Origin of the sequence: Flavobacterium xylosi, assembly GCF_042787345.1 — a bacterium.
GTDB classification, from domain to species: domain Bacteria; phylum Bacteroidota; class Bacteroidia; order Flavobacteriales; family Flavobacteriaceae; genus Flavobacterium; species Flavobacterium xylosi.
The window spans coordinates 18,641-40,582 of sequence record NZ_JBHZPZ010000024.1; the positions used below are offsets into that span (position 1 = coordinate 18,641).

The window sequence follows — 21,942 nt, forward strand, 5'->3', positions numbered from 1 at the left end:
TTTTTTAAAAAGAACATACCAATTTTCAACTTCCCTTCTTGGACACTATTTGTTGCAAATCATAAAAAATTATTGGAATCCTTCTGAAAACCTTAACATTAACTAGTTTATTAAATCACTATATTTACTTACAATTACTTAACGATTTATTAATACCAGAACTAACTATTGTTTAAATTTCATAAAAACTAATGCTAACAATATAAATTATGATACAAAAGAAAGAACCGAACACTGATTCAGTATCTCCTGCAAAACCTGAAATCGACAAGCCAATTCGAGCTCGGGGAACAAAAATTGTTGAACCGGTAAAAGAAACCGTTGAAATTGAAGAACCGATAATCGAAGATATTATTACGAAAAACACAGAAATCTCGGCGGTTAATCCAGATGAAGATAGCAAAACTTCAAATAAGAAAAGTGGTAAGGACAAGGCTAAAAACAAAGTAAAAATGAAAGACAAAGACAAGAAAAAAGCAAAAAAGGCTGACGCAAAAGAGAAAGCAAAACAAAAAGCGAAAGCAAAAGCCAAAAAGGCAAAAAAAACGAAAAAAGAGAAAGCAAAAAAAGCCAAAGTAAAAGCCAAAGCCAAAGAAAAAAAGGCCAAAGCGAAATCTAAAAAAGCAAAAAAGAATAAAAAAAATAAGAAGAATAAAAAATAACCAAATTGCTATATAAAAAAATGCCCTGAAATTCAGGGCATTTTTTATTAGTTTGAAGACTTTACTATTTTTTTACAGCTGGAGTATTTAATGCTGCGCTCATTTCCATAGAAATAGCGGAGCGCTCCATTTTTAGTTTTCCTGACATGGTTTCAACGATAACTGTCGTATCAGCAAGCTCAGAAACTTTTCCGTGAATTCCACTTTTTGTAATAATTTTGTCGCCAACTTTCAAGCTGCTTTCAAATTCTTTTTCGCTTTTAGCTTTCTTTTGTTGTGGTCTAATCATAAAGAAATAGATTACCACAAACATTAATAGAAACGGCGCAAATTGAGTTAATTGTCCCATAATTTTAAAATCTCTTTTTTGTTTATTAATATTACATTAAACCACGACCGGCTTTAATCATCTTTTTGCTAGCCTGTAGCTCTTTTACTAAATTATCTAAAATTCCGTTGATAAAAATACTACTTTTTGGCGTAGAATACTCTTTGGCAACTTCTAAATATTCGTTAAGGGTAACTTTTACGGGAATCAATGGGAATTTTAGAAATTCACAAATCGCCATTTTAAGAATAATGGTGTCAATTTCTGCAATTCTGTCGCTGTCCCAATTGGGCGTTTTATCAACATATTCTTTAGCAAATTCCCTTTCGTTTAAGACAGTTTTTCTAAACAAATCTCTAACAAAATCCTTGTCCTCGTTGTCTTTATACAACTTAGGCACTCTGAAATTGTCATCTTCACCCGATTTAATTGCTTTTAATTGCTTGATGATCTGAGTATTAACCAATGGAATATCATCTACCCAAGTTAATTTATCATCTTCTAAATATTCATATAGTTTTTCATTAGGAACAATTACATCCATAAATAAATCAACGATAAATTGTTTATCCTCTTCGAATGTGTTGATAGAATTACTCATGTATTTTTCATACAATTTGCTCGCCTTTATATCATTAAGAAGCAATAAGATATAGTCATCGTTTAATGTCCAATTGTCAATTTTACGATTTTCAAGAGCAATACTAAGTGAATTGTTTTCTGAAAGAATTTGAAAAATACTATTTTTAATGAATTTTTCATTTGGCTTACGCTCCTCAGCAGTAGCAAGATGTTTCAGAGATGATTTATGCAAAAAGATGGTTTCTTTTTTACAAATTTCAATCAGGGAAGAAAGCATTATCAGGTATAAATCTTGAATATTGTCGATACTATAGAAAAGAAATTTTTCCTCTTTTTCCAGATTATCAGAACCGTTTTGATGCATCGCATAAATGGATTGCATAACTTTAACGCGTATGTGTCTTCTATTTACCACCTTGTAAGAACTTTTATTAATTAGAGTGCAAAAATAAGAATTTCATCCTTGAAAATAAAATATATAATCGCTTATTTTAAAAGTATTCAGTGATCAGTATTCAGTGAACGGCAATTATTTCACACTGAATACTGATAACTGAACACTGAAAACTACTTTTTACTATTCTCTATCTTTCTTTGATCAATACGATTTTGAGCAATAGTCAAAGCCGCATGATGCGTTGTAATTCCATTAGCGATAGCAAATGCAAAAATCTCTAGAGTTGTATTGTAAATATTCTCTGTTTTTCGCATGATCTCCGCTTTGTCATAATGCGCTAATTCCGCATAAACATTGATAATACCACCAGCATTAATCAAAAAATCCGGAGCATAAAGAATACCTCTTTCTTGCAAAATAGCACCATGAATATTTTCGTTTGCTAGTTGGTTATTCGCAGCTCCTGCAATTACTTTAGCTTTAATTTTATGAACAGTAACATCATTTAAAGTAGCACCCATGGCACAAGGTGCATAAATATCAACATCAGCAGAATATAAATCATCACCGGTGAATATTGTAGCACCGTACTTAGATCCAACTTCGTACAATTTTTCTTCATTAATATCTGCTATAGTAACTATCGCGCCTTCTTTTGTCAAATAATCAACCAAAGTTTCTCCAACATGGCCAATTCCCTGAACCAACACTTTTTTTCCATTAAGTACATCTGAACCAAACTGCTGTTTCGCAGCTGCTTTCATTCCAAGATACACCCCGTAAGCTGTAACTGGCGATGGATTTCCAGAACCTCCTCTTGATTCGGAAATTCCTGTCACATAAGGTGTCACGTCTCTTACGATATCCATATCTGCAGTCTCCATTCCTACGTCTTCAGCAGTAATGTATCTTCCGCTTAAAGAGTGTACAAATTCACCAAATTTACGCATCAGTTCTGGTGTTTTTTGGGTTTTGGCATCGCCAATAATAACCGCTTTACCTCCACCGATATTCAATCCTGTAATGGCTGCTTTATAAGTCATACCACGAGAAAGTCGCAATACGTCATTTAACGCTTCCCATTCATTAGCATAATTAAACATACGAGTACCTCCTAAAGCTGGACCCATAACCGAATTATGAATACCAATAATTGCTTTTAAACCTGTATCTTTGTCGTTGCAAAATACAATTTGTTCGTGATCGTTAAATGATAATTGACCAAAAACGGGATCCATTTTTTGAAGTTCCTTTCCAGTTGTGAAAGCTGCATTCATAGTATTGATTTTTATAGTGATAAAATTATGAATTTGTCAAAAAGACAAATCAAATTTACATAAAAAATATATAAACACTAATTTATTAGCTTAAATTTATCAATATGACAATCATCCCAACAAAAAGTAATTTTTAATTTTACCAAAAATTGATTAAAAATCAAAAAATAAAACTATTTCAATAAAGAATATCTTAAAAAAATGAAAGAATTACGTTATTTAAATAAATACTTTGTCAAATATAAATACAGCTTTTCTCTCGGGATTATATTTACCATTATTGCCCAAATATTTTCATTGTTTACACCAAAATTAATTAGCAAATCATTCAAGGTAATTGAATCCTTTTCTAAAGATAAAAACGTAGCAATTTCGGTAATTCGCGAAGAATTAATTTCGAATATTTTATTGATTATCGCTACTACCATGATAGCTGGTTTTCTTACTTTTTTGATGCGACAAACCCTTATTGTTATGTCGCGACACATTGAATTCGATTTGAAAAATGAAGTATTCAGACAATATGAAAACTTATCGCAGAACTTTTACAAACAAAACCGAACCGGTGATTTAATGAACCGTATTAGTGAGGATGTTTCAAAAGTAAGAATGTATGTGGGTCCTGCGGTTATGTACACTATAAATACCTTTATTCGTTTTACAATTGTAATCGTATATATGTATAATGTTTCGCCTCGATTGACTTTATATACCATTCTTCCTTTACCGATATTATCGTATTGTATTTTCAGATTAAGTTCCGAAATCAATAAGCGAAGCACCATTTTTCAACAATATTTATCAAAAGTTTCCAGTTTCTCACAAGAAATATTTTCTGGAATCCGTGTGATAAAAGCCTATTCATTAGAAAACCAACATCAAAATAACATGGTGGATTTAGCGAATGAAAGTAAAAGTAAAAGTTTGAACTTAGCCAAAGTGCAATCTTTATTTGGACCATTGATGCTGGCGTTGATAGGAATAAGTAACTTGGTTGTGATTTATTTTGGTGGATTAATGTACATCGATGGGACCATAAAAAGCATTGGAACTATAGCAGAATTTATTTTGTATGTCAATATGCTTACTTGGCCAGTGGCTTCTTTAGGATGGGTTTCCTCTATGGTTCAAGAAGCCGAAGCCTCTCAAAAACGTCTTAACGAATTCCTGAAAATCGAACCTGAAATAAAAAATAACAATCCTAATAAATCTATTATTGGGGGTACTATTTCTTTCGAAAATGTAAGTTACACTTACGAAGACACTAATATAGAAGCCTTAAAAAATGTAACTTTTACAGTCAAAAAAGGAGAAACAGTAGCGATTCTTGGAAAAACAGGATCCGGAAAATCAACCATCTCCTCACTAATCTCTCGATTATATGAAGTAACAGCAGGAAAAATAAACATTGACGGAAACGAAATAAGCACCGTAAACCTTTATGATTTGCGAAACAGCATTGCAATTGTACCGCAAGATGCCTTTTTGTTTTCGGACAGTATCAAAAACAACATTAAGTTTGGCAAAGAAAACGCAACTGACGAAGAAGTAATACTAGCGGCAAAAAATGCTGTGGTGCATGATAATATCATTGGTTTTAATAAACAATATGACACGATATTAGGCGAAAGAGGAATTACACTTTCCGGAGGACAAAAACAGCGTGTTTCCATAGCCAGAGCAATTATCAAAAACCCTCCTATTTTACTTTTTGACGATTGTTTATCTGCTGTTGATACGGAGACCGAAGAAGCGATTTTGAATAATTTATCCGAAATTTGCAAGGATAAAACTACCATTATAGTAAGCCATAGAGTTTCATCAGCCAAAAATGCAGATAATATTATCATTCTTGAAGATGGAAAAATAATCCAACAAGGTTCTCATAATCAATTGATAAATCAAGAAGGGTACTATGCTTCCCTATATTTAAAACAACTTTCAGAAAAAGAATTGCTTTAATTGTTGTGTAATACATATATTTTTTAGATTTTTGAGTACTACTTAACAACCATAAATTGATAGAAAGGATTATGAGAGAAAATGACATGTTAGAAAAAGAAGAGATATTTTCAAAAGTTCTACGAGCTGGAAGAAGAACTTATTTCTTTGATGTGAGGGCTACAAAAGCAGATGATTATTACATTACGATTACCGAAAGTAAAAAATTTACTGAAGAAGATGGTTCGTTCCATTTCAAGAAACACAAAATTTATTTGTACAAAGAAGATTTTGCCGCATTCGCAGAAATTCTAGGTGAAATGACTTCTTATGTTTTAAACCATAAAGGGGAAGAAGTAATTTCTGAAAGACACCAAAAAGATTTCAAAAAAGAATATACGTCTGATAAAACAGATGATGATATTCTACCAAAAACATCAAGTTTTACCGATATAGATTTTGATGATATTTAATTCTTAGTTACCTACTTACAAAACTAAAAAGTCCAAAAGTCAATTGATTTTTGGACTTTTTTGTTTTTCAAAATCCTTCACCCTATCTTCCCATCGCTGACAAAGTAGGATTATGTCCTCTTCCTACTCTTATAACACTGTTCGAATACTACACTGATATCTTCTATAAATAATTTATTCCTTAAAATATTTGAAATTAATTTCTAAAAAGTATTTTTGTTTAATGGAAACGAAACTATTAATACTTGCAGGACTTGGCGATTCCGGAGAAAAACACTGGCAAAGCTATTGGTTACAGAAATTTAAAAACAGTTCTAAGCTGGTTCAGGGAAACTGGGAACAACCTGTACTTGAGGATTGGCTTGGCAATTTAACGGAAGCAATTTCCAAACTAGATTCTCCAACTATTTTGGTAGCACACAGTCTCGCTGTTTCTATGGTCTTGCATTGGGCTGCAGCAAATACTAATCCCAACATAATTGGGGCATTATTGGTCGCTCCTGCCGATGTTGATTCTCCAAATCATACGCCTCAAATAATTTGGAATTTTTCTCCGATACCAACCAAAAAATTAGAGTTTCCATCTGTTGTAGTTACCAGTGCTAATGATCCTTATATTTCACCGGAAAGAGCTCAATATTTTGCTGAAATGTGGGGCAGCGATTTTATAAATATTGGCCAAAACGGACATATCAATTCCGATTCGAATCTTGAATTTTGGGAAGAGGGCCAACTGATTTTGGAACAATTAATAAATAAAATCAATATCGGTTAAACTGAAAATAAACCATTGATAATAAACCTATTTTCAAATATTTCTTCTTTTTTCAAATGTTTAAATAAAAAAACTGCTTCATTAAAAAAAAGCAGTTTCTCTATTATGATTATAAACAGACAGTTCACCTTTTATACAAGCCGATTAATTCCCCCCATGCCATAATGTGATCTTTCATAGCCTTTTCAAGTTCTATTTTATCAGTACTTGGAGGCAAAGAACTTAGTACAGTATCTAAAGCATATACTTTAAAATGATAATGATGCTTACCAATTGGAGGACAGGGTCCATTATATTTATTTTCACCAAAACCATTCCTGCCTTGGGTTCCTGGTGCAGAATCCTCTTTTATAATGCTTTTTGGTGCAATGTCCCACATTACCCAATGGCAAAAAGTTCCATTTGGAGCATCAGGATCATCTACTATGATAGCCAGGCTTTTTGTGTTTTTAGGAATTTCGTCTATGCTAATATCCGGGTTTATATTTACCCCATCACAAGTATATTTCGAAGAAATAAATTCATTGTCCTGAAATGCTGAACTTTTAATAACTAATGTGGCACTGACTGTTACTGACATGATAAATAGTATAATAAAGGTTCATCATCAATGCGCCATTTGTTATTCATGACACATTTCTGCACATTTACGACATGCTTGCGCACATTTTTTGCAATGTTCCATTTGTGCAAATTTTTCACACTCGGTGGCACATATTTCGCACATTTCAGCACATAGTTTTAAAAAAATAGCTGTGTTTTCAGAATTCCGTTCCATTAACTGTGCTGTTAAGCGGCATGTATCAGCACAATCCTGGTCGTTCATCATACAACGGACCATGTCCATTTCTTTTTCTAAATGGCATGCATCATAACAATGTGTGCATTGTGCAGCACAAAAATGCAATACGTCAATCATCTTTTGCTTTTCCATTTTTTAGGTATGTTTAAATTAAAAATCTATTTTAAAATACCAAAAGGAAATGCTTTCTGCATTTGATTTCCATTTGGTTTACTAAATTGCGGTTGCAATACTGATACTTAATCAAGAAATGCAATGCAGGTATTTTACTTCAAAAAGTTTTGGGGAAACTTTTATACTAATTGTGATCCTGAAAATTATTTAAAGGATCTTTATTAATTGCTCAATAACATTTTTGTGAGCGAAAAAAATCTCGATTAAGAAAGTAGTAAATTTACAATATTTTTTATTTTAAATAACTGAAAAACAGATTATTAACATTTTAATAACCTAATTTATATTAAAGGAGTAAATCCTGTTTCTGAAGTTACCCAATTCGCAGTCCGTTTTCAATATTAAAATCGGGTGCTAACAATATTACGTCGCCTTCCTCACCAACTGCTCCCAACACCAGACATTCGCTCATGAATTTACCAATTTGTTTTTTAGGAAAATTAACTACAGCTACGATTTGTCTGTTTAGCAAATCTTTTTTTAGATACCTTTTGGTAATTTGTGCCGATGTTTTTCTAATTCCAATTGCGGAACCAAAATCTATCGTAAGTTGGTAAGCCGGTTTTCTTGCTTCTGGAAAATCATTGACTTCCAAAATAGTCCCAACTCGCATTTCTACTTTTTCAAAATCTTGCCAAGTTAATTGCATGGTTTAATGTATTAATGGTTTTTTAATTAAATGTTAATTTCTAACAAACCTATCAATTTTACAACTATTTACACTAATTTCATAAGACATTTTTTGCCCTATATCCATAAATTTACAAATCAAGAATATTGTTTAAAAACTATAAATACTATTACAAGATGGAAGAAAATCAAACAAGTGGAAGCGAATCATTAAGAAATGGTAGTTTTTCTAAATCAAAAATGGCAACGGACAGCTATATTGAAACGAATTCAAATGTCAAATTGTATCTAAAGGATTACGGTGAAGGAAAACCGGTAATTCTTATTCATGGCTGGCCACTTTCTAATGAAATGTGGGAATATCAAATCGATGCTTTGGTTGAAAATAATTTTAGAGTTATTGCTTATGACCGCCGTGGTTTTGGAAAATCTTCACAACCTTGGGACGGATACGATTATGATACTTTGGCAGATGATTTAAAAGCAATTATTGATCAATTGGAACTGGAAGATGTTACTCTTGTTGGATTTTCTATGGGTGGCGGAGAAGTCGTGCGCTATTTCAGTCGCCATGGCGGAAAAAACATTGCAAAAGCGGTATTAATCTCTTCTGTAACTCCCCATTTATTAAAAACCGATTCTAATCCTGATGGAGTTCCTCAAGAAAAATATGATGCTATGGCGGAACAAATTAAAGAGGACCGAATTGGCTTTCTGGATGCCTTCGGGAAAACTTTTTTCGGAGTCAGTTTTATCAGCAAGCCTGTGAGCACACCATTACTGGATTATTATAGAATGCTTTGTTCTTTTGCTTCACCGCGTGCGACCTTGGAGTGCGCAAAGTCTTTTTCTACCACTGATTTCAGTCGCGAAATGGCCTCTGTCAATGTACCGACCTTAATCATACATGGAGATGAAGACAAAACAGTTCCTATAGAAATCACCTCCGAAATTGCCACTAAATTAATTCCTGATAATATCTTTATTGTTTATGATGGGGCACCACACGGATTGTTTTATGTCGAAAAAGAAAAATTAAATAGGGATTTAATTAAATTTTTAAACTCTTAAAAATTAAATAAAACCTTTAAAAAGTACGCTCCGAAGGGTTATTTGTCAATAGGCAAAGCACTTTACAGCGTACTTTTATTATTTTGATTCTAAAATATTTTAGTAAAAAACGGAATCCTTTTTAATATTGTTTTTTTTTATTGTAAATTGGTAAAAGTAATATCAACTTCAATGGCACGAACAACTTCAAATACAGTCGCACTAGGAACTTTGGCTCCAAATTTCAATTTAAAAGATACCAATTCAAACGAATGGTTTTCTTTTCAGGATTTAAAAGGAGAAAAGGGAACTTTAGTCGTATTCATTTGCAATCATTGCCCGTTTGTTCATCATGTACTTGATGAAATTCTTATGATTGCCAATGATTATCGTGTACAAGGCATTGGTATCATCGCCATTTCCAGTAATGATGTGGTGAAATTTCCACAAGATGCACCAGAATTAATGACCGAGTTTGCGTTCCAAAACAAATTCGAGTTTCCCTATCTTTATGATGAAACACAGGAAGTGGCAAGAGATTATAATGCAGCTTGTACCCCCGATTTTTACTTATTTGACAATCAAGATAAATTAGTCTATCACGGACAATTAGACGACAGCCGACCGGGAAATGGAATTCCGTTAAGCGGAAACGATTTGCGTGGTGCAATTGATGGCGTAATTTACAATCGGATGATAAATCCAGATCAAAAACCGAGTTTGGGTTGTAATATTAAGTGGAAATAATACCATTTAACCTTTCTTTTATTGGAATAAATACAGTTCATTTCGACGAAGGAAACTCGAAAAAAGTGAACAGGTGAAACAAATTACATTAGTTGCTCTCGTTATGAGATTTCTCCCCGTGGTCGCAATGATAAAATAAAATGATAAAAAAAATCCCAAAACTCTCGCTTTGGGATTCTAAATGAATTGGATTGTTCAATAATTAAAACTGCGACTGAACACTGAATACTATTACTTCACGTCCATTAATTCTACGTCAAAAATCAAAGTAGCGTTTGGTGGAATTGCTCCTCCAGCACCACGAGATCCGTATCCTAAATGCGATGGAATTACAAAACGTGCTTTATCACCTACGCGTAACAGGGCAATACCTTCGTCCCATCCTTCGATTACATTACCTTCTCCTAATGGAAATTCAATTGGTTTTTTTCTTGGGTAAGAACTGTCAAAAACTTTTCCATCCGGAAGTTGTCCTGTGTAATGTACCGAAACTATTTTACCGTTTGCTGCTTTTTTACCTTCACCTCTTTGGATAAATTGGTAACGCAAACCGCTTTCTGTTTTTTCGAAACCAGCCGCTAATTTTTCCATTTCGGCTTCTGCATCTGCTTTCAAAGAAGCGTCACGTTTGTTACGGGCACCTTTTAAACCAACAAATGCTTCAATTGCATTCCACTTTTTAGCTTCGTCTCCTACTCTAATGATTTCAACTGACTCTAAAGCATCTCCTTGAGCAATAGCGTCTACAACATCTTGGCCTTCTATAACATTTCCAAAAATAGTGTGTTTATCATCTAGCCATGGTGTAGCCACATGTGTTATAAAAAACTGTGACCCATTTGAGCCTGGACCTGAATTTGCCATAGACAAAACTCCAGGTGCATCGTGACGTAAATCTTTGTGGAATTCATCATCAAATTTGTAACCTGGATCTCCAGTTCCCGTTCCTTGAGGACATCCCCCTTGAATCATAAAATCAGGAATAACTCTATGAAAATTTAAACCATCATAGAATTTTTGTCCTTGAGGTTTTATTTTGTTTTCCATATTTCCTTCAGCAAGAGCTACAAAGTTCCCTACTGTTCCTGGTGTTAAATCGTTTGTTAGTTTTACTAAAATAGCACCTTTTGCGGTGTTGAATTTAGCGTATATTCCGTTTTCCATTGTGTTTAATTTTTATTGAAGGGCAAATTTACGAAATTAATTTTAAAAAGGGAATTGGAGGATTGAAAGTTGAGAATTTGGGAATTTGAAACTTTGCTGATTATTTAGAAATAGATTTTTAGTAAAACAAAGATTTGTTCATGGCTGTTTCTTTAATTTGCCCTTTTTGTTCCGTAGGAACTAAATATCGGTAGAAAAACACATTCCACCTCTTCTTTTTGTCCCGTTAGGGACTATACAACCTTAAATCAATTTTTTGAAAACAAATTTTTCGTCATAATCGATTTCAAATTTTTCAAGAAAATCAAGATATTTTTCTGAAAATAAAAAAAATTATTCCAATTACTGTAATAATAACTAAGGCTAACAACCGATAATACCTAGAATTTTGAAGAATATTATACGCATCATTATTTTCCAGCTTTTTAAAATTCCGCAACTCTTTTATTGAGATGAATAATAAAATGCAAATCACTACTATCCAAAAAATATCCATCATTATTAAGTTCTTATTTTATGCGAGGTTATGTAAATGTCGTACAAACGTTTTGCCGCTTTGAGATGGTGTGTGGTTCGTAACCTTTCAATTTTCGGGTTTGCAGAAAATATGATGCGAAACAGTAATTCCACTAAATCACACACTATATCAAAACGCCTGTTGGTGGCAGTGTATATTTTTTCGAGTAGTAATTCCAAGCTGCTTTTGTGATGTCCGCAATTATTTTTTCAGTATTTTCTTTGGTTTCCGTTATGTCTTTTAAGTAAATGGAAATAATTAAATGTTTCCCATTTGGAAGTTTTACAATTCCAATATCGTTCATTGCGGCTCTTAAATTATTTTCATTGGTTCCTGATATTCCTGTTCGGTGTGCTAATTCTGTTCCTTGCGGAAGTCCTGCTTTCATCCAAGTAATTCCACTCGAACATTCTACCATAATTTGATACAAATAGTTTGTCGATTTCTTTTTGAGGATTTTTCTCTTATAGAATTTCTCCAATAATTCGGTGGTTGCTAATGGAGTTGTCGTGTTGATATATAAGTTTTCCCAAGTTCGCATTTCTTGTTCGTTTACTTTTATTGTAAAATCTTTTATTCCTTGTTTATTGATGAAATTTTGAACAGTTTCTGTACCACCAATTAATTTTAGAAGGATATCACAACCATTATTATCACTGTGTGAAACTGTATATCTCAATAATTGATCTAATGTCAAATACATATTTCCGTTTGGATATTCATCTCTTATTGGGCTCCAAGTATCTTCGTGCAAATCTTCTTTTTTTATAAAAATTTTCTGTGTTAAAGAAAGTTTTCCTTTGTCCACCAAGTTTAAGGTTGCCAAGGCAATATGAAATTTGAAGACACTCATTAATGGAACGTTTAAATTACCGTTGATGTTCAATGTATCTTTGTCTTCAATTCCTTTTATTGAAACTCCAATGGTTGCATTTTTTGTTGAGATGATTTGATTAAGTTCTTTACGAAGTTCATTCATATTTTGGGCAAATAGTTGAACCGAAAAGAGAGAAAGACAGAGCAGGAATATTATTTTCTTCATAATGAAATTATTACTTTAACCATTTTACAATCGTGTTGATAAATATTTGTTGTTGGTCAACAAACAAATAATGTGAACAATTTTCAATGATTTTGAAATTTTTTTTTTTACTATTTTCTTCATATCACTTAATTGCTTTTCTGAAAAAACGTTGTCTTGTTGTCCGTAAATCGCAAATAATTTTATCTGTTTTTTTAGATTTTTTAAAATTGGTTTTGTGTCAATATTATTTTTGCTTTCATTTTTATAGAATAAAATAGGTGCATTGTCATTTCTGATGTTTTTTTTGCCAAATTCACTTAGTTCATAATTTTTACGAATTTCATTTGCTTCTTTTGTTGGAAATGGCATTTTGAAATAATTATTCTTGCTTGCAACTTCGTAACATTGATTTCTGTATTCAGCAGAATTTTTTGGAAGATTCTCAATTTCAGAAATTTTAGAAAGCATCAAACTATCTTTTTTTTCTGTATAATTTTCTTTGGTGGTTTTTAAAATATGGTCATACGTTTCTTGTTGCGAAAACAAAGCACCAGCAAGTATCAACGAATTTACTTTTTCAGGGTTTCGCTCTGTAAAAATTGTTCCAACTAAACCACCAAAACTGTGAGCAATAATATTTGCTTTTTTGATGTTGTAGTTTTTGTAAAGTTCATTCAAATCTTTAATCGCTTCTTGATAAGTAAATGTCGCAGTAGTATCAATGGAACGACCTTCGCCACGCCTGTCATAAACGATTACATAAAATCCTTTTTCGGCTAATTTTTGGGCAGTTGTTCCTTCAAAAAGTGTCGAATTTCCTCTCGGTCCACCGTGAATAAATATGATTGCAGGATTTTCACTTTTCCCATAAGATTTTGAGTAAATAGTGTGATTTGCTTTTGCATTTACTATAAATGATATTATACAGCAAAACAGCAATAGTGTTTTTTTCATTGAAGCGATTTATTTTAAAAATTTACTTTCTTTAACTATTTTTCTAATTTCCTGCTCGAAATAATAGGCAATTTCAAAGTTTTCATTGGCTTGATTTTCCATCACTATTAAACTTGTTTTGGTTTTTGGGTAATATAAATTCACTGCCGTAAATCCTTCGCTTGGATGAAAACCTGTATGTCCAATTTCGTATATATCGGCTTTATCATTAATTCGTAAACCATAGCCATAACCAATCGCTTTTTCGCCAAAAAGTTGATGGTTGTTGGTAATAGAATAATTTGTTATCAGTTTGTAAGTAGCTGGTTTCAGCAATTTTCCATTATGCAAACATTCGTTCCATTTGGCTAAATCTGATACGGTAACAATTAAATGACTTCCCCAATACTGGTCAGGTGTAAAGCTGATTTTTTCAAATTGCTTTATGGTTCCATCTTTTTTTATAAAGTGTCCCTTCGTCAAAAATTGATGACTGGTTTCGTTAGGATAATAGCTGTTCTTCATTTTGCATTTTTTGAACAATAACGTTACCAATGTTTCAAAACTTTTACCACTTTGCTTTTCCAAAACCAATCCAGCAACATAATAACCAACGTTTGAATAACTGAAAGCTGTACCTGGTTTAAATTTCAAAGGCTTGTCCATATTTTCGCTGTACAATCCCGAAGTGTTGTTAAGTAATTGATGAACCGTAACGGTGTCTGCCCATTTGTATTTAAAATCAGGCAAATATTTGCGAATTGGTATTTGCAAATCAATCGTTCCTTTTTCCACTTCCTGTAAAATAAGCGTAGCCGTAAATTGTTTTGCTATCGACATTGTAGAGAATTTGTCGTCGATTTTCAGCAGTGTTTTTTTGTTTAAATCAGCAAATCCGTACGCTTTTGCATATTTCAATTTTTCGTTTTGTTGAATGTAAACTACTCCGTTAAAATCTCTTGGATTTGTGGTTTTTAGTAAACTGTCAATTTTTGTTGAGTAGTTGTCTTTTTGCTGTGCTGATAAGTTGCAACTTGTAAATAGAATTGTTGTTGCAAGTAATGTTAGTCTAAAAATTTGTTTCATTTATGTTCTGAAAATTATTTAATGTTTGTGTCTGTCTTGTGGTTACGGTCGGTTAGGTAAAATTGCCACCAACTACTACATAGGCCTGTTAAAATCATGCCAACCCACCCAAATCCGGCTGGCTTTGTCTGACAAATGAGCGATTATTAATGTTTCAAATATAAAAAAAAAATTACAAATAAAGGTACGCTTCTTTTTATTTTGAATACTTTTCCTACCGATTCAGTTCTTTAAAACCTCTAATTCCACAAAATCCTAGCCCAGATAGAAGTGGAAATCCTTTTTATTTTTTTTTAAAAATAGAAAGATTGCAACGAATAGCTGGAATAGCTCCCCAAAAAAAATGGCATCCTTTACGAATGCCATTTTGATTAATGAATTAAAAAAAGGATTATTTATCTGAAAGTCCCGCGTTTTTCAAATACGGTTCTATTTGCATGTCGTGCCCAATAAAATCCTTGAAAGCTTTGTTTAAATCAACGCTGTTTCCTACTGATAAAATATATTTTCGGAAACGTTCGCAATTCTCTCTAGTCATACCACCATTGGCCTGCATCCAATCGAAGGCATTATAATCCAGGGTTTTTGACCATGTGTAAGCGTAATAACCCGCAGAATAACCGCCACTCCAAATATGCGCAAAGTAAGGCGTGTGGTATCTTGTAGGAACTTCATTAACCAATAAACCATATTTTTGAAGTGCTTCTTTCTCAAAAACCAAAGTTGGTTTGAAATCTGCATCTTTTTCTACACTATGCCAAGCCATATCAAGGGTTGATGCCGCTAATAATTCTGTTACATCATATCCTTTGTTGAATGTCTCTGCTTTTTTAATTTTATCAATTAAAGCTTGAGCAATCACTTCTTTAGTTTTGTAATGAATCGCATAATTTTTTAAGACAGTAGGATCCAATGCCGCATGCTCGTTGATTTGAGATGGAAATTCCACATAATCACGCGGTACAGATGTTCCTGAAATGCTTGGATAATTTTGATTGGCAAACAAACCATGTAAGGTGTGTCCGAACTCATGGAATAGCGTTGTCACGTCATCAAAACTGATTAATGATGGGTTTCCATTAACTGGCTTAGAAAAATTATAAACGTTAACAATAACTGGTTTTTGTTTTAAATAATGAGACTGAGTCACAAAATTGTTCATCCAAGCACCTCCGTTTTTGTTATCTCTGGTGTAAAAATCCAAATAATAAATTGCCATTGATTTTCCGTCATTGTCAAATACTTCGTAAGCCACAACATCTGGATTGTAAACTGGCAAATCTTTTCTTTCCTTGAAGGTGATGCCATACATTTGTTTTGCAGCAAAAAACACCCCTTTTTCTAAAACAGTCGTTAACTCAAAATAAGGTTTTACCTGACTTTCGTCCAAATCATATTTTGCTTTACGCACTTGTTCCGAATAAAAATTCCAATCCCAAGGCTCCAATTTAAATCCTCCATTTTGAGCATCAATCAGGTCTTGAATTTCCTTGGCTTCTACTTTTGCTTTAGCAACTGCTGGAGTAGCAATTTTCGCTAAAAGGTCCATCGCAGTGCTTGGTAATTTTGCCATTTGGTCTTGCAATCTCCATTCAGCAAAACTTTTCTTACCCATTAAATTCGCTTTTTTCAAACGTAATTTGGCCATTTTTTCTAATACTTCTCGAGTATCACCATCGTCATTTTTCTCCGCACGAGTCCAAGACGACTTGAATATTTTTTCTCTTGTGGATCTGTTTTTAAGACTTGCCAACAAGGGTTGTTGTGTGGTATTCAATAATCCTATCAAATATTTACCCTCTTGACCCGCCTCAGTAGCTTTGGCCTTTGCAGCAGCAATCTCGTCTGAGCTCAAACCGGCCAAATCGCTTGCATTGTCAAATAAAACGGCTCCATTTTTACGGGCAATCAATAATTTGTTTCCAAAGAGTGTTCCCAAACTGGCCAACTCTTCGTTTATTTTTTTCATCTTTTCTTTATCTGCCGGAGATAAATTTGCACCCGCCAACTCAAACAGTTGTAAGTAATATTCGGTCAATCTCTTGTCTTCTCCCATAAGAGCATCCAAGTTTAACGCTTTGAAACGTTTGTATAATTGGCTGTTCAAATATATTTTATCATTGTGAGCCGAAAAAATAGGTGCATATTCTGCTTCAATTGCTTGCAAAGTCGGATTAGTATTTGAACCCGTTAGGTTATAAAAAACGCCTGTAGCCCTAACTAAATCCACTCCGCAAATTTCCAGTGCCAACACCGTATTTTTGAAAGTTGGTTTGGCAGGATTATTCGCTATTTTTTTTATTTCTTGATCATGATTTTTCAAGGCATATTCGAAAGCAGGCTTAAAATTTTCGTCTTTAATTAAATTAAAGGGCGGTGCTTGATACTGCAAAGCGCTTTTTTGCAAAAGTGGATTAGTCATTTTAATGGAATTGTTTTGAGCATGAAGTGCTTGACTTTGTACGGAAGCAATAAATACAAGCATTATACTTGCTTTGGTTATTTTTGAAATCATCTTTTGAGATTAATTATTTGTAGCTATAAAAGTAGTGAAAAATAAAAAGCTAATGCAACATTAAAATATTCCCTATTTATGACAACAAATTACTTTTAGCCATAAAGTAATTTTTGATTGATTTTCAAAAATAACATCTATATTTGTTTTTATCTAAAATTAAAAGAAATGAATTCTATTTCTGACAAAACTACAGATGAATCTGAGTTTTTTTAAGAATTAACTCCTTTAATTGAAGAATAACCTACTAACCTAACCAATATGAAATTGTTTTTTTATTTTACAATATTAATTGCTTTTGGAGTTCATGCACAACAACAAAAAGAGCAAGTTACTTTAGATTATTATTTGCCTCAAAATGTTACCTACAACAAAAACATCCCTACTCCTAAAAGTTTCTTTAATTTTGAACTGGGTGAAATGCATACTGATCATACCCAATTGGCAAACTATATGATGGAAGTTGCAAAAGTATCTGACAGAATTTTAATTGAAACCACCGGATATACATTTGAAAACAGACCATTACAACTGCTTACCATTTCAAGTCCAAAAAACTTAGCACGAATTAAGGAAATTAACGAGCAACATTTAGACAACCTAAATGCAGATAGAAAAAAAAGCCCTTCCGACTTACCAATAGTCGTTTATTTAGGTTATTCCATCCACGGTAATGAATCCAGCGGTTCAGGTGCCGCTATTGCGTTGGCCTATTATCTAGCTGCTAGCCAAAGCCCAGAGCTGGAAAAAATATTAGAAAATACAGTCATTTTATTAGACCCTTGTTTTAATCCGGATGGAATTCAACGTTTTTCCACTTGGGTAAACAGTAATAAAAGCACTAATTTAGTCACTGATCCCAATGATCGTGAATTCAATGAGGTTTGGCCAAAAGGAAGATTCAATCATTATTTATTTGATATGAATAGAGACTGGCTACCCGTTCAACTTCCTGAGAGTCAGGCACGCATTAAAACATTTAAAAAATGGATGCCAAATGTTCTATGCGATTTTCACGAAATGGGAACTAACGCAACCTACTTTTTTCAGCCGGGAGAGCCAAGTCGCACCAACCCATTAACACCCGAACTAAACCAAAAAATTACAATGAAAATGGCAGCTTATCATGCAAAAGCATTAGACAAAATTGGTAGTTCCTATTTTATAGAAGAAAACTATGACGACTTTTATTACGGTAAAGGCTCCTCTTATCCTGATATAAATGGATCAGTAGGAATCTTATTTGAGCAGGCAAGCTCAAGAGGCCATGCTCAGGAAAGCGCTAATGGGATTATTACTTTTCCGTTTACTATCAGAAACCAGTTCACTACCAGTTTGTCAACTTTACAAGCTACATCGGAAATGAGAACAGAGCTTCTTGAATACCAACGTAATTTTTATACTAATGCGAGATCCGAAAGTAAAAAGAGCAAAATAAAAGCCTATGTTATTGGAGACGAAAAAGATGCTACTCGTGTAAATGAATTGGCAAAAATTTTAAGCCAGCATAAAGTTGAGATGTTAGAACTAAAAGAAGACATCATTATAAATGACAAGAAATTTTATAAAAACTTAAGCTATATCATTCCTGTTGAGCAGCAAAACACAAAGCTTATTAATGCTATATTTGACAAACAAACAAAATTCAAAGACAGCTTGTTTTATGACATATCGGCTTGGAGTTTTGATTTGGCTTTCAATCTTAATTTTGAACCAGTCAATTCATTGTCTCTAGCAGGTACAAGATACGAGCCCTATATAGAGGTTGGTAAAGTAAGTAAGAAAAGTGATATTGGGTACCTAATTGAATGGACAGATCACAAATCCCCAAAATTATTATACCAATTGCTTTCAAAAGGATTACGAGTAAAAACAACCACAAAGCCCTTTGTTCATAGTGGAAAAACATTTTCTTATGGGAGTTTATTTCTAGCGGTCCAAAATCAAGAAATGAACTCAGAAGAAATTCATAAATATCTAAATGAGACTATAAAAGAATATGCTTTTAACATTACAGCTGTTGAAACAGGATTCACTGAAGGAATCAATCTAGGCAACCCCAACTTCAAGACACTTTTCTTACCAAAAGTCGCAATGATTGTTGGTAAAGGTGTTGATCCGTCAGATGCTGGAGAAATATGGCATATGTTTGACCAAAAAGCAGCTATCCCGTTAACAAAAATTGATATTGACCAACTAGGAGGTATAAATTTAAATAAGTACACTAGTTTAATTTTAGTAAATGGTAATTATTCTAGTCTATCTCAAAAAACTACTGCCAAAATAGAACAATGGGTACAAAACGGAGGAACCCTTATTGGGTATCAAGATGCTATAAAATGGCTCAATGAATCGAAATTAATAGAACTAAATTTCAAAACAAAAAAAGCAGAGGCACAAAATATCAGCTTCGAGTTGGTCGATGATTACAAAGGAGCCCAACTGATTTCAGGAGCTATATTTGAAACAAAATTAGATTTATCACATCCTATTACTTTTGGCATGACGCGAACTAAGTTGCCTCTCTTTAGAAATACTTCTATTATTATCGAACCCAATAAAAACAGTTACAACAATCCCATTCAATATACGAAAAACCCATTGCTAAGTGGATACATTTCGAAACCGAATTTAGAATTGCTAAAAGAAACAGTTCCATTTCAGTCTATAAATAAAGGGGATGGGAACATATTAATTTTCACTGATAATACTAATTTCAGAGCTTTTTGGTTAGGGACTGAAAAATTGTTTTGGAACGCCATTTTCTTTAGTAAGCTAATGTAAATTTAATACAAACTGATTAGTACAATCTAAAATCATTTAAAGGCAATGTAATAAAAAAACTTCTACTTAGAGGGTACATTAACTACATTCCCCGTTTTCAAAAAAAACTTAAAACAAAAATTAGATTTTAATAAAATCTCTTCAATTCTGTCAATATGATCACATAACGGCTGACGAAACAGATAAAATTTAGCAACAAATAACTGCTGTATAAATTATCGTTAAAATATTTATAATCAATATTTTATATTTTATTTTTGCTGATATATGTTATACCTTTAGTATTATAATCTTTAAATACAATTGTTATGAAAATGATAGTCAATGTAATCCTTCCTACAGAGTCATTTAATTCCATGGCAAGAAAAGGAACAGCAGGAATGTAATCAAGTGATTGATGATATCAAACCAGAAAGTATTTATTTTTCCGAACAAGATGGCAACCGGGGGGCAATTATGGTTGTTGAAGTTCCTGATGTTTCTTTTATTCCATCTACCTCGGAACCTTGGTTTTTAAACTTTGAAGCCAGTTGTGAATTTAGAATAGCAATTACTCCTACTGATTTAAAAAAAGCAAATCTCGTTAAACTCGCAAAAAATTGGGAGGAAGTTTAATACTCATAAAGACAAAAGTAAATTTTAAAAAAACCGCTTCATATTAGTTGAAGTGGTTTTTTTTAAAATCACAAATCATTTTTCAACACTAAAAAATCAAACAAAAAATATTATTTTTTCACATAAATGTAACTATTAAAAAAAATCTCAATCCAAAAACAAACTCAGATCCTCTCAGCATGCTTTCATTTATTACTTTAATTTAGAAAAAAACAGAGTAAAAACCCGTAATAGCTACTGAAAAAAAACATTGTACCTTTGCCTCTTTCAAACTAAGATTTAAAATTATGCGCATCGATATTGTTACCGTTTTACCTGAATTATTGCGAAGTCCCTTTGAGGCTTCGATTATGAAACGTGCCATAGACAAAGGATTGGTGGAAGTTCACTTTCATAATTTGCGGGATTACACCACCAACAGACAAAAAAGTGTGGACGATTACCCTTATGGCGGTGGCGCAGGAATGGTGATGACGGTGCAACCCATTGATGCTTGTATCACACATTTGAAAAGTGAACGAATCTACGACGAAATCATTTATATGTCCCCTGACGGAGAAACTTTGAACCAAAAAATGGCCAACACCATGTCGATGTATGAGAATATCATCATTTTGTGCGGGCATTACAAAGGTGTGGATCAACGCGTTCGCGATCATTTTATCACTAAGGAAATCTCTATTGGTGATTATGTTTTGTCCGGTGGAGAATTAGGCGCATTGGTTTTATCGGATGCATTAATCCGTTTGATTCCCGGTGTTTTGAGTGATGAAACCTCAGCATTGACGGATAGTTTTCAGGATGGATTATTGTCAGGTCCTATCTACACTCGCCCTGCAGATTATAACGGTTGGAAAGTTCCAGAGGTCTTAACCAGCGGTAATTTTGCCAAAATCGACAAATGGCGAGAAGATATGGCGTTTGAACATACAAAGAATAGAAGACCTGATTTGCTTGAGGAATAGTTTTCAGTCGCAGTGTTCAGTTTACAGCGTAGAGTTGAATAAAAATTTGTAATCTCTAATAACTAAGACTGACAACTAAAAACTTAAATAAAATCAATAATGGATTTCAAAGAATTAAGAGCATTTCAGAAGTCGTTTCAGTTGGCAATGGATATCTTTCAGTTATCGAAATCATTTCCAAAAGAAGAAAAATATTCTCTCACAGACCAAATCAGGCGTTCTTCGAGAAGTGTTTCTGCTAACATTGCAGAAGGATACAGAAAAAGACGCTATACTAATCATTTCATCAGTAAATTAACCGATAGTGATGCTAAAAATTCAGAAACAAATGTCTGGTTGGAATTCTCTTTAGAATGTGAATATATAAATATTGAAACCTATAATAAGCAGGATTCAAGTTATAAATGCAACTTTTTGATTAAACATATAATTAGGTGTTTCAAAATTAAATCTTTTTCTTGGTCTATTGTTTAATTTCTCTTGTATTTCTATAATTTTCTC

The 21,942-nt window shown here is 33.0% G+C and carries 20 protein-coding genes and 2 pseudogenes; 10 read left to right on the forward strand and 12 right to left on the reverse strand.

Features of this window, described 5'->3' with window-relative positions; genetic code table 11:
* The first annotated feature begins 209 nt into the window (after window positions 1-209).
* A complete protein-coding gene (locus ACFX5E_RS15160; RefSeq protein WP_379856008.1) occupies window positions 210-662 on the forward strand; it encodes a hypothetical protein in 453 nt (150 codons plus the stop codon).
* Window positions 663-726: 64 nt separating this feature from the next.
* On the opposite strand, the gene yajC is transcribed toward ACFX5E_RS15160, so the two are convergent.
* The 3 genes from yajC to ACFX5E_RS15175 form a co-directional block, all read right to left on the reverse strand.
* A complete protein-coding gene (yajC, locus tag ACFX5E_RS15165) occupies window positions 727-1,011 on the reverse strand; it encodes a preprotein translocase subunit YajC (RefSeq protein ID WP_379856009.1) in 285 nt (94 codons plus the stop codon).
* Between the two features lie 31 nt (window positions 1,012-1,042).
* A complete protein-coding gene (nusB, locus tag ACFX5E_RS15170; RefSeq protein ID WP_379856010.1) occupies window positions 1,043-1,954 on the reverse strand; it encodes a transcription antitermination factor NusB in 912 nt (303 codons plus the stop codon).
* A gap of 185 nt (window positions 1,955-2,139) precedes the next feature.
* Complete coding sequence (locus ACFX5E_RS15175) at window positions 2,140-3,246, reverse strand: Glu/Leu/Phe/Val family dehydrogenase (RefSeq protein WP_379856011.1); 1,107 nt, start codon at window positions 3,244-3,246, stop codon at window positions 2,140-2,142.
* A 201-nt stretch (window positions 3,247-3,447) separates the two neighbouring features.
* Between ACFX5E_RS15175 and ACFX5E_RS15180 the strand changes: the two genes are divergently transcribed.
* The 3 genes from ACFX5E_RS15180 to ACFX5E_RS15190 all read left to right on the forward strand — a co-directional run bounded on the left by ACFX5E_RS15180 (window position 3,448) and on the right by ACFX5E_RS15190 (window position 6,435).
* Window positions 3,448-5,208 carry an ABC transporter ATP-binding protein gene (locus ACFX5E_RS15180; RefSeq protein ID WP_379856012.1) on the forward strand — a complete coding sequence of 587 codons (1,761 nt, stop codon included), beginning with the start codon at window positions 3,448-3,450 and terminating at the stop codon, window positions 5,206-5,208.
* 71 nt (window positions 5,209-5,279) lie between these two features.
* Window positions 5,280-5,660 carry a PUR family DNA/RNA-binding protein gene (locus ACFX5E_RS15185; RefSeq protein WP_379856028.1) on the forward strand — a complete coding sequence of 127 codons (381 nt, stop codon included), beginning with the start codon at window positions 5,280-5,282 and terminating at the stop codon, window positions 5,658-5,660.
* Window positions 5,661-5,883: 223 nt separating this feature from the next.
* The gene (locus tag ACFX5E_RS15190; RefSeq protein WP_379856013.1) at window positions 5,884-6,435 is read left to right on the forward strand and encodes an RBBP9/YdeN family alpha/beta hydrolase; all 552 of its coding nucleotides are present in this window, start codon (window positions 5,884-5,886) and stop codon (window positions 6,433-6,435) included.
* 124 nt (window positions 6,436-6,559) lie between these two features.
* Here the strand turns inward: ACFX5E_RS15190 and ACFX5E_RS15195 are convergent, their stop codons facing one another.
* The 3 genes from ACFX5E_RS15195 to ACFX5E_RS15205 all read right to left on the reverse strand — a co-directional run bounded on the left by ACFX5E_RS15195 (window position 6,560) and on the right by ACFX5E_RS15205 (window position 8,060).
* On the reverse strand, window positions 6,560-7,015 hold the full coding sequence (locus tag ACFX5E_RS15195) for a YbhB/YbcL family Raf kinase inhibitor-like protein (protein ID WP_379856014.1): 456 nt from the start codon (window positions 7,013-7,015) through the stop codon (window positions 6,560-6,562).
* Window positions 7,016-7,057: 42 nt separating this feature from the next.
* Window positions 7,058-7,354, reverse strand: coding sequence for a four-helix bundle copper-binding protein (locus tag ACFX5E_RS15200; RefSeq protein ID WP_379856015.1), 297 nt, complete (start codon window positions 7,352-7,354; stop codon window positions 7,058-7,060).
* 370 nt (window positions 7,355-7,724) lie between these two features.
* Window positions 7,725-8,060, reverse strand: coding sequence for a tRNA-binding protein (locus ACFX5E_RS15205; protein WP_379856016.1), 336 nt, complete (start codon window positions 8,058-8,060; stop codon window positions 7,725-7,727).
* Between the two features lie 158 nt (window positions 8,061-8,218).
* On the opposite strand from ACFX5E_RS15205, the gene ACFX5E_RS15210 reads away from it, so the two are divergent.
* Window positions 8,219-9,112 (forward strand): alpha/beta fold hydrolase, encoded by an 894-nt coding sequence (locus ACFX5E_RS15210; protein ID WP_379856017.1) that lies wholly within the window; start codon window positions 8,219-8,221, stop codon window positions 9,110-9,112.
* Between the two features lie 171 nt (window positions 9,113-9,283).
* Window positions 9,284-9,838, forward strand: coding sequence for a thioredoxin family protein (locus tag ACFX5E_RS15215; RefSeq protein WP_379856018.1), 555 nt, complete (start codon window positions 9,284-9,286; stop codon window positions 9,836-9,838).
* 231 nt (window positions 9,839-10,069) lie between these two features.
* Here the strand turns inward: ACFX5E_RS15215 and ACFX5E_RS15220 are convergent, their stop codons facing one another.
* From ACFX5E_RS15220 to ACFX5E_RS15240, 5 genes are all read right to left on the reverse strand, one after another.
* Window positions 10,070-11,002, reverse strand: coding sequence for a peptidylprolyl isomerase (locus tag ACFX5E_RS15220; RefSeq protein WP_379856019.1), 933 nt, complete (start codon window positions 11,000-11,002; stop codon window positions 10,070-10,072).
* Window positions 11,003-11,643: 641 nt separating this feature from the next.
* Window positions 11,644-12,561: a class A beta-lactamase, subclass A2 gene (gene bla, locus ACFX5E_RS15225; protein WP_379856020.1), complete on the reverse strand. Its 918-nt coding sequence runs from the start codon at window positions 12,559-12,561 to the stop codon at window positions 11,644-11,646.
* 24 nt (window positions 12,562-12,585) lie between these two features.
* Window positions 12,586-13,497, reverse strand: a complete 912-nt coding sequence (locus tag ACFX5E_RS15230; RefSeq protein ID WP_379856021.1) for an alpha/beta fold hydrolase — start codon at window positions 13,495-13,497, stop codon at window positions 12,586-12,588.
* 9 nt (window positions 13,498-13,506) lie between these two features.
* Window positions 13,507-14,562, reverse strand: a complete 1,056-nt coding sequence (locus ACFX5E_RS15235) for a serine hydrolase domain-containing protein (protein ID WP_379856022.1) — start codon at window positions 14,560-14,562, stop codon at window positions 13,507-13,509.
* 391 nt (window positions 14,563-14,953) lie between these two features.
* Window positions 14,954-17,077 (reverse strand): M3 family metallopeptidase, encoded by a 2,124-nt coding sequence (locus tag ACFX5E_RS15240; protein WP_379856023.1) that lies wholly within the window; start codon window positions 17,075-17,077, stop codon window positions 14,954-14,956.
* A 261-nt stretch (window positions 17,078-17,338) separates the two neighbouring features.
* Here ACFX5E_RS15240 and ACFX5E_RS15245 point away from each other — a divergent pair, with 261 nt between their 5' ends.
* From ACFX5E_RS15245 to ACFX5E_RS15260, 4 genes and pseudogenes are all read left to right on the forward strand, one after another.
* A complete protein-coding gene (locus ACFX5E_RS15245; protein ID WP_379856024.1) occupies window positions 17,339-19,861 on the forward strand; it encodes a M14 family zinc carboxypeptidase in 2,523 nt (840 codons plus the stop codon).
* A gap of 390 nt (window positions 19,862-20,251) precedes the next feature.
* On the forward strand, window positions 20,252-20,476 hold the full coding sequence (locus tag ACFX5E_RS15250; protein WP_379856025.1) for a panthothenate synthetase: 225 nt from the start codon (window positions 20,252-20,254) through the stop codon (window positions 20,474-20,476).
* 287 nt (window positions 20,477-20,763) lie between these two features.
* On the forward strand, window positions 20,764-21,441 hold the full coding sequence (gene trmD / locus ACFX5E_RS15255; protein ID WP_379856026.1) for a tRNA (guanosine(37)-N1)-methyltransferase TrmD: 678 nt from the start codon (window positions 20,764-20,766) through the stop codon (window positions 21,439-21,441).
* Window positions 21,442-21,540: 99 nt separating this feature from the next.
* Window positions 21,541-21,828: pseudogene (locus ACFX5E_RS15260) on the forward strand (four helix bundle protein); the annotation flags it as partial.
* Window positions 21,829-21,834: 6 nt separating this feature from the next.
* Here the strand turns inward: ACFX5E_RS15260 and ACFX5E_RS16285 are convergent.
* Window positions 21,835-21,942, reverse strand: a pseudogene (locus ACFX5E_RS16285) (IS30 family transposase); the annotation flags it as partial.

Coding starts and splice junctions, on each gene's coding strand:
- ACFX5E_RS15220 (WP_379856019.1), bottom strand. CDS start 11,002: ATGGAAAACGGAATATACGCTAAATTCAACACCGCAAAAGGTGCTATT.
- ACFX5E_RS15195 (WP_379856014.1), bottom strand. CDS start 7,015: ATGTCAGTAACAGTCAGTGCCACATTAGTTATTAAAAGTTCAGCATTT.
- nusB (WP_379856010.1), bottom strand. CDS start 1,954: ATGCAATCCATTTATGCGATGCATCAAAACGGTTCTGATAATCTGGAA.
- ACFX5E_RS15240 (WP_379856023.1), bottom strand. CDS start 17,077: ATGATTTCAAAAATAACCAAAGCAAGTATAATGCTTGTATTTATTGCT.
- ACFX5E_RS15210 (WP_379856017.1), top strand. CDS start 8,219: ATGGAAGAAAATCAAACAAGTGGAAGCGAATCATTAAGAAATGGTAGT.
- ACFX5E_RS15180 (WP_379856012.1), top strand. CDS start 3,448: ATGAAAGAATTACGTTATTTAAATAAATACTTTGTCAAATATAAATAC.
- ACFX5E_RS15160 (WP_379856008.1), top strand. CDS start 210: ATGATACAAAAGAAAGAACCGAACACTGATTCAGTATCTCCTGCAAAA.
- ACFX5E_RS15235 (WP_379856022.1), bottom strand. CDS start 14,562: ATGAAACAAATTTTTAGACTAACATTACTTGCAACAACAATTCTATTT.
- ACFX5E_RS15230 (WP_379856021.1), bottom strand. CDS start 13,497: ATGAAAAAAACACTATTGCTGTTTTGCTGTATAATATCATTTATAGTA.
- trmD (WP_379856026.1), top strand. CDS start 20,764: ATGCGCATCGATATTGTTACCGTTTTACCTGAATTATTGCGAAGTCCC.
- ACFX5E_RS15190 (WP_379856013.1), top strand. CDS start 5,884: ATGGAAACGAAACTATTAATACTTGCAGGACTTGGCGATTCCGGAGAA.
- ACFX5E_RS15245 (WP_379856024.1), top strand. CDS start 17,339: ATGAAATTGTTTTTTTATTTTACAATATTAATTGCTTTTGGAGTTCAT.
- ACFX5E_RS15205 (WP_379856016.1), bottom strand. CDS start 8,060: ATGCAATTAACTTGGCAAGATTTTGAAAAAGTAGAAATGCGAGTTGGG.
- ACFX5E_RS15185 (WP_379856028.1), top strand. CDS start 5,280: ATGAGAGAAAATGACATGTTAGAAAAAGAAGAGATATTTTCAAAAGTT.
- ACFX5E_RS15175 (WP_379856011.1), bottom strand. CDS start 3,246: ATGAATGCAGCTTTCACAACTGGAAAGGAACTTCAAAAAATGGATCCC.
- yajC (WP_379856009.1), bottom strand. CDS start 1,011: ATGGGACAATTAACTCAATTTGCGCCGTTTCTATTAATGTTTGTGGTA.
- ACFX5E_RS15215 (WP_379856018.1), top strand. CDS start 9,284: ATGGCACGAACAACTTCAAATACAGTCGCACTAGGAACTTTGGCTCCA.
- bla (WP_379856020.1), bottom strand. CDS start 12,561: ATGAAGAAAATAATATTCCTGCTCTGTCTTTCTCTCTTTTCGGTTCAA.
- ACFX5E_RS15200 (WP_379856015.1), bottom strand. CDS start 7,354: ATGATTGACGTATTGCATTTTTGTGCTGCACAATGCACACATTGTTAT.